Annotated in this window: 16 protein-coding genes and 1 pseudogene; 6 read left to right on the plus strand and 11 right to left on the minus strand. The window is 70.6% G+C overall.

Annotated elements, in window-relative coordinates:
- Positions 1-39: 39 nt before the first annotated feature.
- Together AB0I28_RS22615 and AB0I28_RS22620 are read left to right on the plus strand one after the other, a co-directional pair.
- Positions 40-3,045: an Hsp70 family protein gene (locus tag AB0I28_RS22615; protein ID WP_357496255.1), complete on the plus strand. Its 3,006-nt coding sequence runs from the start codon at positions 40-42 to the stop codon at positions 3,043-3,045.
- 14 nt (positions 3,046-3,059) lie between these two features.
- Complete coding sequence (locus tag AB0I28_RS22620; RefSeq protein WP_357496257.1) at positions 3,060-4,037, plus strand: aldo/keto reductase; 978 nt, start codon at positions 3,060-3,062, stop codon at positions 4,035-4,037.
- Positions 4,038-4,088: 51 nt separating this feature from the next.
- On the opposite strand, the gene AB0I28_RS22625 is transcribed toward AB0I28_RS22620, so the two are convergent.
- From AB0I28_RS22625 to AB0I28_RS22670, 10 genes and pseudogenes are all read right to left on the minus strand, one after another.
- Positions 4,089-4,832 (minus strand): GNAT family N-acetyltransferase, encoded by a 744-nt coding sequence (locus AB0I28_RS22625; protein WP_357496259.1) that lies wholly within the window; start codon positions 4,830-4,832, stop codon positions 4,089-4,091.
- Between the two features lie 40 nt (positions 4,833-4,872).
- Positions 4,873-6,378 carry a hypothetical protein gene (locus tag AB0I28_RS22630; protein WP_357496261.1) on the minus strand — a complete coding sequence of 502 codons (1,506 nt, stop codon included), beginning with the start codon at positions 6,376-6,378 and terminating at the stop codon, positions 4,873-4,875.
- Positions 6,379-6,421: 43 nt separating this feature from the next.
- Entirely contained in the window at positions 6,422-7,885 is a 1,464-nt protein-coding gene (locus AB0I28_RS22635) for a hypothetical protein (RefSeq protein ID WP_357496263.1), read from the minus strand.
- Between the two features lie 25 nt (positions 7,886-7,910).
- Entirely contained in the window at positions 7,911-8,036 is a 126-nt protein-coding gene (locus tag AB0I28_RS22640; RefSeq protein ID WP_357496264.1) for a hypothetical protein, read from the minus strand.
- Positions 8,037-8,235: 199 nt separating this feature from the next.
- Entirely contained in the window at positions 8,236-9,240 is a 1,005-nt protein-coding gene (locus tag AB0I28_RS22645; protein WP_357496266.1) for an inorganic phosphate transporter, read from the minus strand.
- Positions 9,241-9,245: 5 nt separating this feature from the next.
- Positions 9,246-9,872: a DUF47 family protein gene (locus AB0I28_RS22650; protein ID WP_357496268.1), complete on the minus strand. Its 627-nt coding sequence runs from the start codon at positions 9,870-9,872 to the stop codon at positions 9,246-9,248.
- A 309-nt stretch (positions 9,873-10,181) separates the two neighbouring features.
- On the minus strand, positions 10,182-10,691 hold the full coding sequence (locus AB0I28_RS22655; protein WP_357496270.1) for a hypothetical protein: 510 nt from the start codon (positions 10,689-10,691) through the stop codon (positions 10,182-10,184).
- Positions 10,688-10,915: pseudogene (locus tag AB0I28_RS22660) on the minus strand (DddA-like double-stranded DNA deaminase toxin); the annotation flags it as partial. The pseudogene AB0I28_RS22660 and the gene AB0I28_RS22655, both read right to left, overlap by 4 nt.
- Complete coding sequence (locus AB0I28_RS22665) at positions 10,875-11,084, minus strand: DUF397 domain-containing protein (RefSeq protein WP_357496272.1); 210 nt, start codon at positions 11,082-11,084, stop codon at positions 10,875-10,877. The pseudogene AB0I28_RS22660 and the gene AB0I28_RS22665, both read right to left, overlap by 41 nt.
- A gap of 7 nt (positions 11,085-11,091) precedes the next feature.
- A complete protein-coding gene (locus AB0I28_RS22670; protein WP_357496273.1) occupies positions 11,092-11,955 on the minus strand; it encodes a DUF5753 domain-containing protein in 864 nt (287 codons plus the stop codon).
- Between the two features lie 99 nt (positions 11,956-12,054).
- Here AB0I28_RS22670 and AB0I28_RS22675 point away from each other — a divergent pair, with 99 nt between their 5' ends.
- The gene (locus AB0I28_RS22675) at positions 12,055-12,258 is read left to right on the plus strand and encodes a hypothetical protein (RefSeq protein WP_357496275.1); all 204 of its coding nucleotides are present in this window, start codon (positions 12,055-12,057) and stop codon (positions 12,256-12,258) included.
- Complete coding sequence (locus AB0I28_RS22680; protein ID WP_357496276.1) at positions 12,255-12,641, plus strand: hypothetical protein; 387 nt, start codon at positions 12,255-12,257, stop codon at positions 12,639-12,641. The genes AB0I28_RS22675 and AB0I28_RS22680 overlap by 4 nt, the downstream gene beginning before the upstream one ends.
- 3 nt (positions 12,642-12,644) lie before the next feature.
- Here the strand turns inward: AB0I28_RS22680 and AB0I28_RS22685 are convergent, their stop codons facing one another.
- Positions 12,645-14,486, minus strand: a complete 1,842-nt coding sequence (locus tag AB0I28_RS22685) for an ATP-dependent DNA helicase (protein WP_357496706.1) — start codon at positions 14,484-14,486, stop codon at positions 12,645-12,647.
- 212 nt (positions 14,487-14,698) lie between these two features.
- Here AB0I28_RS22685 and AB0I28_RS22690 point away from each other — a divergent pair, with 212 nt between their 5' ends.
- Together AB0I28_RS22690 and AB0I28_RS22695 are read left to right on the plus strand one after the other, a co-directional pair.
- The gene (locus AB0I28_RS22690; RefSeq protein ID WP_357496277.1) at positions 14,699-15,271 is read left to right on the plus strand and encodes a sigma-70 family RNA polymerase sigma factor; all 573 of its coding nucleotides are present in this window, start codon (positions 14,699-14,701) and stop codon (positions 15,269-15,271) included.
- A gap of 12 nt (positions 15,272-15,283) precedes the next feature.
- Positions 15,284-15,895 carry a hypothetical protein gene (locus AB0I28_RS22695; protein ID WP_357496278.1) on the plus strand — a complete coding sequence of 204 codons (612 nt, stop codon included), beginning with the start codon at positions 15,284-15,286 and terminating at the stop codon, positions 15,893-15,895.
- Positions 15,896-15,937: the final 42 nt, after the last annotated feature.

Raw genomic sequence — 15,937 nt, forward strand, 5'->3', positions numbered from 1 at the left:
CGGTCGCGGCGACGCACGCGCACCAACTACCGTGGCGGCATGCGGTTGGGGATCGACTACGGCACATCGCACACGGTCGCCGTCCTCGCCTGGCCTGACGGGAGGCGTCGGCCGCTGCACTTCGGCGCGTCGGCGCTGCTGTCCTCGGCGGTGCACGCGGGTGCGGGCGGGCTTCTCCAGACCGGACAGGACGCGTTGCGGGCGGGGCTGGGAGATCCTGCGGGGCTTGAACCGAACCCGAAACGGAGGATCGACTACGGCGAGGTGCTGCTCGGTGAGACCTCCTATCCCGTCGCCGACCTGATGGCCGCGACGCTGCGGACGGTGTGGGACGAGGCGGTGCGGGTCGCGGGGAGGCCGCCCTCCGACGTCATGCTGACCCACCCGGCGGACTGGGGGCAGGCGCGACGGGGACTGTTGGCGGACGCGGCTCGGCGGGCCGGGATCCCTTCGCCCGCTTATCTTCCCGAACCGGTGGCGGCGGCGACGTTCTTCGTCGCCGAGGCCGGGGTCGAGGTTCCGGTCGGTGCGCACGCGGTCGTGTACGACCTCGGTGCGGGCACCTTCGATGTGAGCCTGGTGCGCCGGACCGCCGGCGGGTTCGAGGTTCTGGCCTCCGGCGGGCTCGGCGACGTGGGAGGTCTCGACCTCGACCGAGTGATCGTCGACCGGGTGGGCTTGTCCTCTTCGGGCATCATCCCGGCGGTGTGGCGGCGCTTGGTGAAGCCGGTCGGGCCGGTGGACCTCCGTGCGCAGCACGCGCTGTGGACCGAGGCGCGCAATGCCAAGGAAACCCTGTCCCGTCAGACTTCCGCGACGCTGTTCGTGCCGCTGCTGGATCGCGACTCGCTCGTGACACGCGAGGAGTTCGAGCGCGACGCGATGCCGATCCTGGAGCGCACCGCGAGCACGATGACGGCGATCGTCGCGCGGGCGGGGGTGGCGTGGTCCCAGGTAGCGGCGGTGTTCCTGGTCGGCGGGTCGAGTCGTGTGCCATTGGCGGCGACGCTGGTGCACCGGGCCTGCGGGATCGCGCCGACGGTCGTGGAGCAGCCCGAGCTGGTCGTCGCCGAAGGCGCGGTGCTGGCGGCGGCGAAACCGAAGGCGCCCAAGAAGACCGCGCCACGGCGGTCCGTACCGGCCGCGCCGCCGCCACGCCCGCTGCCACCCGCGCTCGCACGGATCCTCGACGCGGCCGTCGAGACGGTCCGGCCCGGTGATTCGTACAAGCTAGGCGGCCCGCGCACTGATCTCCTGGCGCTCCTGGCCGCCACCGACCCGGCTCGGGCACTTCGCCTTGCGGACATGATCGGTGGCGACTTCGAGCTGGAGGAAGGGATCACCCAGCTGGCGGCCGAGTCGCCCAGAGCCGCTGCGGGTTTCGCCGCGTCACTGGCCGAGGGCTCGGTCCAGAAGCCGCTCTGCCTGGTACACGCCGCCAGAGGCGCCGCGGGTGTCGATCCTGGTCGGTCCGCACGAATGTTGTTCGCCGCGGTGAGTGCCGCCGAGGCGGTGCCGACCGGCATCGCGAAGGCGATCGCGTCGATCGAGCCGGCCCACGAACTGCTTGCCGCCGCCGATCACGGTTACGCCGAGCGGGTCGCGGCCGTCGATCCTTCCGTCATGGGGCCACTGTCGCGAGCGCTGGCCTCACGGGGACTCGCTGACCGCTCTGCGGCCATGCGTCTGTTCGACGAGGCGGAACAGGTCGTGCGCGCGTCACCCGAGGATGAGGAGATGGGCCGGGTCATGCCCCGGCTGGCCGCGCTGCTGTCGGCCTTCGACCCGGCTCGCGGTGAGGAACTGGCCCGGGTCCTTCCTTCGAAGAGCCGCCGAAGGTCGGCCTGCGTCGCCTCGGCGTGCGCGATGGGCGTCCTCGATCCCGTCCGGGCCGAACGCCTGCTCGTCGAGGCCGAAGGCCAGATCCTCGCTCTGCGCAAGAACTCCAAACGCGCCCACGCTTTGGGGGAGCTGATTCCCGCGTGGGCCCTTCTCGACCCCGGCCGGGCTGAGGCTCTACTGAGGGGAATGCCCCCCGAGCCCGGCTTCCGCCTTGAGTGGGCCACGCGTCGGCTCGTGACGAGGCTGGCCTCGACCGACCCCGCCAGGGCCGAGCGCCTGGCACTGTCGCTCCCCGCCGGGCTTGAGGACGACCGCGACGATGTGCTGGCCGACCTCGTGGAGGCCCTGGCGCCGCACGACCTCACCCGCGCCGAGGGCCTACTCGGTGCCTTCACCGAGGACTACAACAGAGAGCAGGCGGTGACGGCACTGGCGCGATCCCTGGTGTCCACCGACCGCGATCGCGCCGAAAGGATCGCCGGTCTTGTGCCGAGGGATGACCTCGGGAGCATCGCGGCCGTTGCCCAGGCCTTGATACCAGTGGACCATCGGCGCGGCGAACGTGTCCTGCGTTCCATCCCGCCCGATCCCGAATCCGACTGGTGGGAGCTCGGGGGCGCCATCAAGGAACTCGCGGCGATCGATCCCCATGCCGCCGAGCGGGTCGCGCTGCACATTCCGTCCGGCAACCGGGCGAGAGCGGTAGAGCACGCCGTCGTGGCGCTCGCGCCGAAGGATCCCGAGCGCGCCGAGCGCCTCATGCGGGCGAACCTGGACACCCATCAGGACGAAATGGTTCACGGGCTGGTGGCCCTCGGGCGCGTCCATGCAGCCAGAGGCGGAGGAATCCTCGCGCAGGTTCTCCGGCGCGGACAGCGCCTTTTCGACGAGGCCGAGCGGGTGGCGCGCGGGATCAGGGGAATCAGTGCCGCGCGGATGCTCGCGGATGTCGCGGTCGCCGTCGCCGGGTTCGACCGTGATCGTGCGCGGCGACTGCTCGACGAGGCCGAGACGGCGTGCGCGGCCATCGAGACGAAGTACAGCGACTACCGCTACCGCTCCACCGTCGACCTCGTCAAAGCCTGGACGCCGCTCGACGTCGACCGCGCCGAACGCGTCGCCCGCTCCATCCCCGACACTCATCGGGCCGAGCGCGCCAAGGCCCTCCTCGCCATCGCCCGGCACCTGCATCCGCTTCCCTAGACGAAGGACTTCCCTTGGACTACCGCCTCTTCGGCAACACCGGCCTGCGCGTCTCCGAACTCTTCCTCGGCGCGATGACCTTCGGCGAGGAAGCCGGCGGCGTCGCCTTCGACACCGCGCGCGAGATCGTCGACGCCTACGCCGAGGCCGGCGGCAACGTCATCGACACGGCCAACATCTACCTGGGCGGGCACTCCGAGGAGTACGTCGGGCGTCTCCTCGAAGGCCGCCGCGACCGTTTCGTGCTCGCCACGAAGTACACGCTCTCCCGCGACCGCAGCGACCCCAACGCCGCCGGCAACCACCGCAAGAACCTGGTCGCGTCCCTTGAGGACAGTCTGCGGCGGCTGCGGACCGACTACGTCGACGTCTACTGGGCCCACATCTGGGATCCGTTCACGCCGATCGAGGAGACCATGCGGGCCCTCGACGACGTCGTGCGCGCCGGGAAGGTCCTCTACGTGGGCTTCTCCGACGCGCCCGCCTGGCTCGTCGCGCGTGCCAACACTCTCGCCGAATGGCGCGGATGGACGCCCTTCGCGGGGATCCAGGTCCCCTACAGCCTCATCCGCCGCGATGCCGAGCGCGAGCTGATCCCGATGGCCGAGGCCCTCGGCCTGAGCGTCGCGGCATGGGCGCCGCTGGCCGCCGGGATCCTGTCGGGCAAGTACCGCACGCCCGGCGCGAAAGGCCGCCACGACGCGGCGAAGCTGCCGGAGCGGTCCCACACGATCGCCGACGCCGTCGTCGAGGTCGCCGGAGAACTCGGGGTGAGCCCGGCGCAGGTCGCGCTGGCGTGGATCCGGGCACGCTCGGAGCGGGTGTTCCCGCTGGTCGGCGCGAGCGGCGCGGCGCAGATCAAGGACAGTCTCGCCTCCCTCGACCTGGTGCTGCCGGACGAGGCGTCCGCACGGCTTGAGGCGGTCACCGGTTTCGAGGTCGGCTTCCCGCGCGACTTCATGGCCGAGCACAAGACCCACGGGGCGCTCTAGACAAGGAGAAGCCCCGCCCGGTGGCCGGGCGGGGCATTCATCCTCAATGGACTACAGCGCGTGCCGCACCCACACGTTCGGCTCGACGTACACCGCGCTGTCCTGGACGGTGTCGCAGTGCACGGTCGACAGCGCGAACGGCAGCTCGACCGGGCCGTCGGTGTCGAAGGGCAGCCCGGTCCACTCCCGCCACTGGGCGAGGGAACCCGGAATCACCATGGAGGCCGGGGCGATCTTGACGATCTCCCCGCCGGCGCGGACGTGCACGCGCAGCCACGGGTCGGCGGGCAGGCCGTCCTTGCGGGTCCGGTAGGCGTACTCGGACATCGGCGTGCGCGGTTCGAGATGCTTGGCGCTCGGCCGGACCGGCGCGAACATCTCGCCGAACCCCTTGGCGCGGGCGTTGTCGCGCAGCGCGGTCACCAGCAGCCCGGAGAGGCCCTTGCCCTGGTGTCCTGTGTGGACACTGATCTCGACGGCGCTGATCGTGTCCGGCGCGACCTTCTTGCGCAGGTCGGAGTTGGCCCACATCAGCACCTGGTCCCAGCCGGTGTCGGGCAGGTCACCGCCGCGACCGGGCAGGGCGCGCGAGAAGGGCACGCTGTGCCCGTGCCCGACCAGCGTGCCGGACTCGTCGGTGGCGACCACCGTGTACTCGGGGTCGGCGGTGACGAGCCCGAACATCGACCACGAGATCGGGTCGTGGTCCATGAACTCCGGCCAGGAGTCGGGCATGTCCCATACGAGGTCGGCGAGTTCGGGGCGTTCGGCGAGGGTGGTGATGCGTACGTTCACATCGGCAGGGTAACCGTTGTTGATCATGTTCGCGACGTCTTTATCGCACGCCGAGTTCGCGGAGGGCTACGGTACGGCGGCCGGTGGTGTCGGCGGTGACCATGGCGCCGTCGTCGAGTCCGAGCAGTTCGGCGGCGGGGATCGCGCCGATGGCGCCGGTGCCCAGCTCGACGTACCAGAGCCGCTGCTCGGCGTCCTGCCCGAAGCCGAGTTCGCCGGCCAGCGCGAACCAGCCGCCGGAGGTGAGGAAGCCGCTGGGTTCGAGGCCGGCCTGCGTCCAGCCGTCGGGGCGCAGGGGCGCGTTCCAGACGAGGGAGTCGCCGAAGGCCACGGCGGTGAGTTCGCCTTTGGCGGGGTCGAGGCCGATGGCGATGGCGTCGGCGACGGAGATGATGCGGTTGCCCGCGGCGGCGGGGGTCGCGGCGATCTCGCCGGTGCGCAGGTCGATGAGCTGGTAGGAGCCGGGTGCGGTGCGGCTGTCGTGCCCGGAGGTGTCGAGGAGGCGGCCGGCGACCAGGGACGGCGGTTCCTCCAGTTCGCGGGGATCGGCGGCGTCGGTGAAGCCGGCGTCGAGGTCGGTGAGGGTGGCGCGGGTCCACAGGTCGGTGCCGTCGACGGGGTTCACACCGCGCAGGACGTTGGCGGTGGAGACGTCGACGAGGTTGCCGCCGATGTCGCGGTAGAAGGGCATCGCCGCGCCCGGCCGCGGCGCGGTCCAGGTGCCCATTTCGCCGCCGGTCCCCAGGTCGGAGGTGGTGAAGACCAGTGTCGTGCCTTTCTCGTCGGCGGGTTCGCTCCAGACGATCACTCCGCGCGTGAGTGGGTCGGGGACGACGGGTCCCGGGTTGCGCACGGCGACCGGCTGGTGCGACGCGGAGGTGGTCACGGGGAACTGCGGGACCGCGTCGCGCCGGTCGCGCCACAGCTCGGCGCCGTCGGCCAGCGAGTAGGCGACGACCGTGCAGTGCGCTTCTTCGCAGGCGTAGGTGATCAGCCGGTCGGGCATGACGGCCGCCTCCCGCCACCGCCCGCCGCCGCCGCCGCCGGGGGTGATCGTGTGGCGCAGCGCGCCGGTGTGCAGGTCGCGGACCTCGAAGTAGTCGCGGGGAGCGGACGCGTCGGGAGCGAGGTGGTAGGGGATCACGACCGCGTCGGCGCCGATGCGCACGTGCCGCCAGGCCACCTCGCGGGTGCGGGGGGCGGGGCGGTCCCAGGCCAGGTGCTCGTCCAGCCGCGTGCGCCACTTCTCCGCGCCGGTCGCGCGGTCGTAGCCGGACAGGCCCTGCGTGGTCGCGAGGAGGACGGTGCCGCCGACGACGCGCGCGGCGAGCGCCTCGCCCAACTCCACCGGCAGCGTCGTCTCCCACGCGGGAGCGACGTCGAACCGCCCGGGCTTCTCGGGTGGGCCGTCGGTGCGCTGGACCGTCACCACGATCGCGGTGACGGCCAGGGCCAGCCCGAGCGCGTACAGCCCGAAGCGGCGCCTCGGGCGCGGGCGCGAGGGCGGGGGCTCTAAGGGGCCGTCGAGGTCGATGTGGGCGGTCATGCCCGCATCGTATTCAGCGCGGGAGATCCACGGGGTCCCGCTTTCAGCGCGCGCCGAGTTCGGTGAGGGCGACGGCGGTTCCGCTCGCTCCCGTCGAGACCAGCGCGCCGCCCTCGAAGCCGAGCAGCCGGCCGTCCGGGACGCTGCCGTGCTCGCCGGTGGCGAGGTCGACGAACCACAGGTGCGAGCTGGAGTCGCCGCCGACGCCGACCCGTCCCTCGACGGCGAGCCACCCGTCGCCGGTGAGGAAGCCCTCGGCCTGGAAGCCGGGTGTGGTCCAGCCTTTCGGGCGCAGCGAGGTCGTCCACAGCGTCGCGCCGCCGGGGGTGATGGCGGTGAGCGTGGCCGGATCCGGGTCGAGGCCGACGGCGTAGTCGGCGTCGACGGCGACGAGCCGGCGCCCGCCGAGATCGGCGCCGGGGCTCACGGTGCCGTCGGAGAGGTCGATGAGCTGGTAGGTGACCTGGTCGGCGGGCACGGCCAGGTCGGCGTCGATGAGCAGGCCGTCGGTGAAGGTGTAGGAGTCCACCGGGCCCGGCATGCTGAAGTCGCGCAAGGTCGCCGACTCCCACAGCTTCGTGCCGGTCACCGGGTCGTACGCGCGCATCACCCTCGGCTCGGCCACGTCGATGAGAAGGCCCTGCACGGGCTCGAAGTAGTGGCTGTTCGGGTCCTCGGCTCGCCAGTCGGGGCCCGTCTCACCGTCGGCGAGGTCGAGGTAGTTGGCCTCGGTGGGTACGCCGGCGTCCGGCTCGGCGCTGAGGAGGATGAAGGCGTCCTCGGGCGGCTCGTCCCCGGTCGCCGCGGAGTTGCGCATGCTGATCGCCTGGGCGCGCACCGAGTAGCCCCGGGGAGTCGTGATCACCTGGTCGGTGGAGTGGCGCCACAGCTCACGGCCGTCGGAGAGGGCGACGGCGGTGAGTTCGTCGGGGTCGCCGGGGCGCACGACGATCAGCGAGCCGGGCGTGACGAAGCCGAAGGAGCCCTCGCCGGAGTCCTCGTCGACGTCGAAGGTGAAGCGCGTGGCGCCGGTCGGCAGGTCGACGACCTCGAAGGCGCTGGGATTCCAGACGTCGCCGCCGTCGTAGACGGGCATCATCAGCGAGTTCCCCGCCAGGTTCAGGTACCAGTCGACACTGGAGGTGCCCAGGCCCTGTCCGGCCTCCACGCGGGCGATGACCTCGGTGAGGTCGCGCCGCCACAGCTCCTCGCCGGTGGCGCGCTCGACGGCGAGCAGGCCGCGCTCGGCGGCGATCAGGACGACCTCGCCTTTCACTCGTGCCGTCACCGACTCACCGAGTTCGGCCGGGATCTCCACCGACCACGCCTGCGGGCGCGACAGCGGCCCGGCCGGCTCCGGCGGCGCGGTCAGCCGCACCACGATCGTGCCGGCGGCGATGGCGGCGACCGCCGCCGCGACGGCGACGATCGCGCGCCTGCGCCGCCTCGGGGAGGGTGGTGCCGGCGCGGCCTCGGGTTCGTCGAGGTCGATGTGGACTTCGGGCATGCCTCATCGTATGGAGCGGGCCGTGTCAGCGCTCGCGCGTCTCACGCAGCCGCACGGTGCCGGCGGCGGCCGCCCAGACGAGACCGCCGCGGTCGAAGCCGAGCAGCACTCCACCGGGCGGGCCCTCGGCACGGCCGTCCGACCGGTCCACCGTCCACAAGTGACCGACGGCCTGCGCGCCGGGACCCTACGCCCCGTCGAGAACGGCTCTCGCCTCCCCGGTGGCGAGGTCGAGCAGGCGGTAGGTGCCGCATCGCGTGTCGGCGTCGATGAGCCGCCCGGGTTGGTCGCCGCGACGCAGAAAGGTGGGCCTCCCGAATCGGGCGGCCCACCTCACGGATGCTCGGTGCTCAGCTGAACAGCGGATTCACCAGGTAGTAGACGATCGCCGCGACAAGAGCCGCGGCCGGGAAGGTCAGGACCCACCCGATGACGATGTTCTTCGCGACGCCCCAGCGGACGGCGTACTTGCCCTTGGTCGCGCCGACGCCCATGATCGCCGAGGTGATCGTGTGCGTCGTCGAGATGGGCGCGCCGAACAGCAGCGCGTTGGCGTAGAGGACACCGGAGGCGACCGTCTCGGCGGCGAAGCCCTCCGGCGGGCCGAGGTGGATCACGCGGCGGCCGAGGGTGCGGATGATCCGCCAGCCGCCCGCGTAGGTGCCCAGTGCGAGCACGCCGGCGGAGGTGAAGAACACCCACTGCGGGATGTGCTCGGTGTTGTCCTGGTAGCCGCCGACGAACAGCGCCAGCACCACGATGCCCATGGTCTTGGCCGCGTCCTGCATGCCGTGACCGACGGCCATGGCGGCCGCCGAGACCGACTGGGCGACGCGGAAGCCGCGGTTGAGGCGTGCCGGGTTGCCCCTGCGGAAGATCCACAGGATGGCGATCATCACCGCGTAACCGAGGATGAAGCCGACGACCGGGGAGGCGACCATCGGGATGATGACCTTCTCGAGGATGCCGTCCCACAGGACCGTGCCGCCGCCGACGATGGTCGCGCCGACCAGGCCGCCGAACAGCGCGTGCGACGAGGACGAGGGGAGCCCGAGCCACCAGGTGACGAGGTTCCAGGTGATGGCGCCCATCACACCGGCGAGGATGATCGCGAGGCTGTGCGACACCGGCGGTAGTTCCACGATGCCCGAGCCGACGGTCTGGGCGACCTTGGCGCCGAGGTGCGCGCCGACGAAGTTTCCGACGGCGGCGAGGCCCAGCGCCACCCGCGGGGTCAGCGCGCGGGTCGAGACCGAGGTCGCGATGGCGTTGGCCGCGTCGTGGAAACCGTTGGTGTAATCGAACGCCATGGCCGCGATGATCACGGCCAGCACGCCGATAAGGGTGGCGTCCACGGTGCCTAGGACTCCTTGACCGCGATGGTCTCGACGGTGTTGGCGACATGTTCGAAGGCGTCACAGGCGGCTTCGAGCTCGTCGGCGACCTCCTTCATCTTCAACACGGTCAGCGCGTCGTACTCGCCGGAGAACAGGCGGACGAGGAGCATGCGGTAGGCGCGGTCCCCGTCGTTTTCGAGACGGTTGATCTCGATCCAGTACTCTTTGAGGTTGTTCATCCCCTTGAGGCGCGGGAGTGCCTCGGCGGTGACGCGGGCCTGCGCGTTGAGGACGTCGAAGAGGTCGATCATCTCGCGCGGCGGCGCGGGGAGCTCCGAGAGGCCGTAGAGGTAGACGAGGTTTCCGGCGGCTTCGATGTGGTCGATCACGTCGTCGAGCTGCGAGCCGAGGGCGTACATGTCCTCGCGGTCGAGCGGTGTGACGAAGGTCGAGTTGATCTTGTTGTACAGATCATGGGTGAGCTGGTCGTTGTCGTGTTCGACCTCGACCAGGCGCTCGGAGACCGACTGCGTGTCGGCGCCCGCCACGGCCAGTTCGGACAGGATCTCCATGCCGCGGACCAGGTTCTGGCCCGCCTGGCTGAAGAACTGGTAGAACGCGTCGTCTTGCGGACGCAGCGAGAATCGCACCTCGTACCTCAATGGCTATAAGAACGACAGATGAACTGACACGGTTGCGCAGTCACCATACCCGCACTGAGATCAAACGGCGCATCACTCTGCTGGCCGATCGCTTCGCTCACCTTTGCTCGCCGCGCTCCCCCTCTGCTCGCCGGCGCTCGCACCTGGGGGGAGACTTCGTCTCCGCGCCGCTCCCCCCTCAGCTCGCTGGCGCTCGCGGCTGGGGGGAGACTCCGTCTCCACCCCAGACCCCCCTCTGGCCTGGGGCGCGGTAGGGAAGGTGCCCGGGGCCGGGTCCGGCCATCTGGGTGGATTCGGTTAGCCGATCCGGCGGGGTCCGTCGTCGGGCGTCGCCCACCACAGGCCGTCGGGTTCGAAATCGGGTGCGTACCCGACGACGAGCTGGGCGCCCGGTGCCGGGGCTTCGACGCCGAGGGTGAGGGCGTGTTCGGTGAGGGTGGCGGTGTCCATGCCCGGGGCGGCGGCTTCAAGGAGCTCGCGGACGTCGACGCGGGCGAGTGCGCCGGGTACTTCGGTGAGGGTCTCCTCGTCGGTCCACTCGCAGACGAGGAGCGGCGTGGCGAGAGGAGGGAGATCGACGGCGACGTGATCGTCGGGAAGCCAGCGGACGGCGGCGCGGTCGGTGTCGGGGTCGATGTCGATGCGCAGGGGAAGGTCGGCCAAGTCGGCGTCGTCGGGGCCGAGCCTGACGGTCGTGCCGCGAGTGCCGTGGGGGTTGAACATGCGCAGGTGGTCGGCGAACCACTGTTCGACTTCAGCGGGTGTGGCGGCGGTTGTGATGCTCGCGTCCCACTGCACGGTGGTCATGCGATCCCCTCTCCGGTTCCACGATACGTGCGGTGCCGCTCGGGGCCTTCGTCGCCGACGACGTAGATCGTCACCGTGGCGTCCTTGGGGATGATGTGCGGCAACGTGCGATCACATCCAAGGTCGCCCGGGCAAGGTCGCTTCGTGATGACAAGGGTCTCGTGTTGCCGCGTTCTCGGCCGGTCAGCCGTCGAGGCGGCCGGCCTTGACGTCGGTGGTGAACGCGGTCCAGGCGGTGGCGGGGACGGTGAGGGTGGGGTAGGCGCCGAAGTCGCCCGCGCAGTCCTTGGAGTCGCGGAGGACGACGGTGTCGTTCCAGGCGCCGACGTCCACACAGTTCGCGCCGGAGCCGTTGGAGTACGAGGAGCGACGGAAGACCGGCTCAGAACTCATGGTCGATTCAGTCCTTTCCCTGTTTCCTGAGATTGTCTCTCGCGTCGCCGATCATGCCAATCGAGCGCGACGGAGAGATGGCTGCGGCCCGCGTCCTACCGAAGGCGTTGACGAACTTGGCGACGTCCACGGCCTCCTCCACGAAGCTGTCCTGCCAGTGCATCTGTTCGAGGTAGACCGTGCCGGGGTCGGACGAGTCGGTGAAGCGCAGGACGGTGAACCGGGATGCCAGTCCGGCATATGCCCCTTCATCGAAGGGCAGGATCTGGATCTCGACGTTGGGACGGCTCGCCATCCGCACCAAGTGGTCGAGCTGCTCGGCCATGATGGCGGGCGTACCGACGATGCGATGAAGCACGGATTCGTCCAGGATCACCTGGATTTCAGGTGGGGCGTCGGCGCGGTCGAGGATTGCCTGGCGTTCGAGCCGAACAGCGGCACGGCGCTCCAGTTCCTCGTTCGAGGCGGCCGGCATTTCGATGCTCGCGAGGGCTCGGAAGTAGTCCGGAGTCTGGAGCAGGCCGGGCACCATCGCGGTTTCCAGGCACCAGATACCCGACGCCCCGTCCTCCAAGCCGATGTAGACGACGTTCATCAGGTCGCCGTGCCGGACCCACCACCCGCGTTTGCGACCTTGGCGGGCGAGTTCCAGGCATTGGGCGCGCTCTTCGGCGTCGGTGACCTCGTAGTAGTCGAGCAGCCTTTCCACGATCACCGGGTTGAGGGCCTGCTTGCCGGCTTCGGCGCGCGACATCGAGCTCGTCGCCATGGAGACGACCTTGGCGGCGTCGCCGAGTTTCGAGTTCTGGTGCGCCGCACGGAACTTCCGCAGCCGGAAGCCGAGTGCTCGCAGACTCGCCGTCGGGTTCATGGTGCCCATCTCGCGTGACTCCTTCGGCCAGGGGCTGGGGCTCCCAGAGGTTCGTGCTGCCCGCCCCACCCCACCGACTTTGCGAAGGGACTACTTCCCATGCCTTCTGTCAACCGCGAGTGGGCCGCCTACTGGCGCTCGCTTCTCGCCTGGCACGTCAACAACCCCCACGACGACATGTGCGCCTGCGGCGACCGCTCCACCGACTGCCGCATCCGCCGCGTCGCCGTCAAGAAAGGCATCCTGCGAGACATCACCCAAAATCTCGACCACATGAACGCCGGCCCCGGGAGCGGGCTATGACCGTCCTGACTCAATGGCAGCCGACCTACGTCCGGCCGGACGTTCGCCCCGAACCCCGCAAGCCCCGACCGGTCCCCCGGCAACGCGTCGCCTCACCGGTCGAGTTCCACCTCAACCTCGCGCTGATAAGGCACCGACGTCAGGAGTCCATCCTGCGCGAACACCGCCCCACCCGCCGACGTTTCCGCGTCGTCCGCTTCGCGGGGTTCCCTATCCCGGCCCTGGTGACCCGATGCCACTGCTGCAACGCCATCTGGCCCTGCCGCGAACTCATCACCGTCCTACGCCACCGCTACGGCTGGACCCGCAAACTCGACCGCGCCCTCGCCCTCGTCCGCAAGAACGTCGAGCTCACACCCTCGGCGCTGGACGACCACCCGTGACCCTCAGGCCTCCGACGCCGCCCGCAGCCTCTTCAGCGCGGCCTCGACCTTGTCCTTGTCCGTCGTGTACCAAAGCGGCGGCAGCGACTCGCGCAGGTACCGCCCGTACGACCTGGCGTTCTCCAGCCGCGCGTCCAGCACGGCCACGACGCCCTTGTCGGAGGTGCTCCTGATCAGCCGGCCGACGCCCTGCGCCAGCCGGATCGCCGCGTACGGCACGCTGACCTGCGCGAACCCCGACCCGCCCGAGTTGTCGGCGGCGGCACTTCGTGCGGCCATCAGCGGTTCGTCGGGCCTGGGGAAAGGCAGCCGGTCCACCACGACCAACTGGCACGAGTCCCCCGGCACGTCGACGCCCTGCCACAGGGACATGACGCCCAGCAGGCAGGTCTCGGGCTCGGCGCGGAAGCGCCGCACCAGCGGCGGCAGCGACTCCTCGCCCTGGAGCAGGATCGGCAGGTCGGTGCGCTCGCGCAGCACCTCCGCGGCGCGCTCGGCGGCCTTGCGCGACGAGAACAGTCCCAGGGTCCGCCCGCCGATGGCGTTGACCAGGCGCACCAGCTCTTCGGCGGCGGCCTCGGACAGGCCCGACATGGTCGGCTTCGGCAGATGCGAGGCGACGTAGAGGATGCCCTGCTTGCGGTAGTCGAAGGGGGAGCCGACGTCGAGGGTGTCGGCGTGGTCCTGGTCGATGCCCAGCGACCGCGCCACGGTGTCGAACTTCCCGCCCAGCGTCAGGGTCGCCGAGGTGACCACGACCGTCCGCTCGGCGAACAGCTCCTCGCCGAGGATCCCGGCGACCGACAGCGGCGCGACGGCCAGCTGGCGCCGCCTTCCTTCTCCATCCGCCCAGATGACGTCGTACTCCGACTCCTGCAACATCCTCTGCACGACGTCGCGGAGGTCGCCGACGCCGGTCTTGGCCTGCTGCTTGAGCAGCGACTCGTCGTCCTTGCCGACGGTGATCTCCGAGAACGCCTCGCGGCAGGCGCCCTCCAGCAGGGTCAGCGCCTGCCGCAGGTGATCGGGAAGCTGGACGAGGCGCGTGGCGGGGAGGTTGTCGAGGGAGGCGTCGAAGGCCGCGCCGCCGTCGGTGAACTTCTCCTTGGTCTCCCGGGAGATGAACTGCCCGGCCCGGCGCATGGTCCGCTCGATCCCGGTGACGCTCAGCTCGGCCTGGGCCGCACCCGTGGCGCGGTCGGCCAGCTCGTGGGCCTCGTCGACGATGAGGAGGTCGTGCTCGGGGAGGACCTTGCGGCCGTTGAGCAGGTCGATGGCCAGCAGGGAGTGGTTGGTGACGACGATGTCGGCCTCGCGGGCGGCGCCGCGCGCCTTCTCGGCGAAGCACATGTCCCCCTGGGGGCACTTCTGGGCGCCGACGCATTCGCGGGAGGACACCGACACGCCGCGCCAGACCGCGTCGGGGACACCGGGGTCGAGTTCGTCCCGGTCGCCCTTCTCGGTCTCGTTCGCCCACTCGTGGACGCGCTTGACGTGCTTCTCCATGCGACCGGCCTGCCCGAGCCAGGCGCCGCCGTCGAGGCTGTCCTGCTCCTCCTCGGGCTCGGGTTCGGCGAGTTTGGCGGCGCAGAGGTAGTGGTGGCGGCCCTTGAGCACGGCGAAGGTCGGCTTGCGGCCCAGCACGTCCTCGGTGGCGGTCGCCAGGCGCGGAAGGTCGGTGTCGACGAGCTGTGCCTGGAGCGCCAGGGTCGCGGTGGAGACCACGACGGGGCGGTCGGACAGCAGGGAGGGCACGAGGTAGCCCAGCGACTTTCCGGTGCCGGTGCCGGCCTGCACGAGGAGGTGTCTGCGGCTGGTGCGGGCCTTGTCGATCGCCTCGGCCATCTGCTGCTGACCGGGGCGGATCTGTCCGCCGGGGACCGCGCTGACGGCCGCGTCGAGCAGTTTCGTCACGTCTTTCTCGGCACCGGCCACGTGGCGACGCTACCGGTCCGGTGTGACAATCCGCCCGCCGCACCCCCGCCTTGTAACGCTTTCGCGCCGGGTGGCCAATAACTCTCGTAAAGCCCGAACGACAAGAAGGGAGACCGAGACTCGTGAGCTATTCAGCGCCCGTCGACAGCACGACGCGCATCGGCACCGACCCGGCCGCGTTCGAGTCCTTCTACCGGGCGCACGTCACCGCCGTGCAGCGCTTCGTCGCGCGACGCGTCGCCGAGCCTTTCCTGGCCGGCGACCTGGTCGCCGAGGTGTTCCTGGCGGCGATCGGCTCGGCCAAGAGCTACCGGCCCTCGCGGGGGACGCCCCGCAACTGGCTCTACGGCGTCGCCCGCAACGTCATCGGCGCCGAGATGAAGCGCCAGGCACGGTCCCTGGCAGGGGCGAGCCGGGCGTTCGGCATGCGCCGGCTCGACTCCGACGACCTGGCCCGCGCCGAGGAGCGCATCGACGCCGAGGCTCGCGGCCGCGAGCTGTACCGGGCCATGGACGGACTTCCGCGCGGCGAACGGGCCGTGCTGGAACTGGTCGCGCTCGAAGGCCTCGACGTGGCCGAGGCCGCGCAGGTGCTGGGTATCCGTCCCGGCACGGCGCGTGTGCGACTCCACCGGGCCCGGCGCCGTCTCGGCGTCGAGCTCTCCTCCCACGCGCCCGTCGCGGCGCACCCCTAGAAAGGCAGTGTCATGAAGGAAGAACTGGGCGGGTACGAGACCCGTCTGCTGGCCGAGCTGACCGAGGTCGTCGAGGAGCGGGCCGCCAAGCGCGCGAGCTGGTTCACGATGCCGCGACTGGCGATGGGCGGAGTCGCGCTGGCGGCGGTCGCCGTGGCCGCCGGGCTGACCATGCCGGTCTTCGGCGGGGCGAGCGAGCGCTCACCCGACGGCGGCGCGGTCGCGGTGGCCTCCGAGGACATCCAGCCGGCCGGGTTCTCGATGGCGCTGTCGAACGACGGCAAGTCGGTCACGGTGACCATCGACGACATCAGGGACGACAAGGGCCTTGAGGCGGCGCTCAAGGAGAAGGGCGTCGACTCGAACGTGGTCGTCCTCGACGGCGTCCACTGGGACTGCCAGTGGCCTGAGTACGAGCCCCTCTTCGCCAACTTCGGCGGCGGACACGACGACAACGGCGGTGCGTTGTTCACCTTGACGCCATCGGATCTCGCCGGAAAGGTCCTGCTGATCGCCGTCTACAACACCATGGACGATGACGGCAACACGGTCGAGAGGCCCCTCGTGGGCCTGTCGGTCTCGAAGAGCGACCCGGGCGACTGCGTCGGGATCGACAAGCCTTAAAGCAACTCACCACGCCGGGTCCGCATGGTGTCGCGGGCCCGG

Source organism: Phytomonospora sp. NPDC050363 (genome assembly GCF_040655735.1).
GTDB lineage: Bacteria > Actinomycetota > Actinomycetes > Mycobacteriales > Micromonosporaceae > Phytomonospora.

Excerpts from the sequence above, each read along its gene's own strand:
- AB0I28_RS22655 (WP_357496270.1), bottom strand. The coding sequence starts at position 10,691 with ATGACCACCGTGCAGTGGGACGCGAGCATCACAACCGCCGCCACACCC.
- AB0I28_RS22665 (WP_357496272.1), bottom strand. The coding sequence starts at position 11,084 with ATGAGTTCTGAGCCGGTCTTCCGTCGCTCCTCGTACTCCAACGGCTCC.
- AB0I28_RS22680 (WP_357496276.1), top strand. The coding sequence starts at position 12,255 with ATGACCGTCCTGACTCAATGGCAGCCGACCTACGTCCGGCCGGACGTT.
- AB0I28_RS22675 (WP_357496275.1), top strand. The coding sequence starts at position 12,055 with ATGCCTTCTGTCAACCGCGAGTGGGCCGCCTACTGGCGCTCGCTTCTC.
- AB0I28_RS22685 (WP_357496706.1), bottom strand. The coding sequence starts at position 14,486 with ATGGCCGAGGCGATCGACAAGGCCCGCACCAGCCGCAGACACCTCCTC.
- AB0I28_RS22615 (WP_357496255.1), top strand. The coding sequence starts at position 40 with ATGCGGTTGGGGATCGACTACGGCACATCGCACACGGTCGCCGTCCTC.
- AB0I28_RS22635 (WP_357496263.1), bottom strand. The coding sequence starts at position 7,885 with ATGCCCGAAGTCCACATCGACCTCGACGAACCCGAGGCCGCGCCGGCA.
- AB0I28_RS22695 (WP_357496278.1), top strand. The coding sequence starts at position 15,284 with ATGAAGGAAGAACTGGGCGGGTACGAGACCCGTCTGCTGGCCGAGCTG.
- AB0I28_RS22630 (WP_357496261.1), bottom strand. The coding sequence starts at position 6,378 with ATGACCGCCCACATCGACCTCGACGGCCCCTTAGAGCCCCCGCCCTCG.
- AB0I28_RS22670 (WP_357496273.1), bottom strand. The coding sequence starts at position 11,955 with ATGAACCCGACGGCGAGTCTGCGAGCACTCGGCTTCCGGCTGCGGAAG.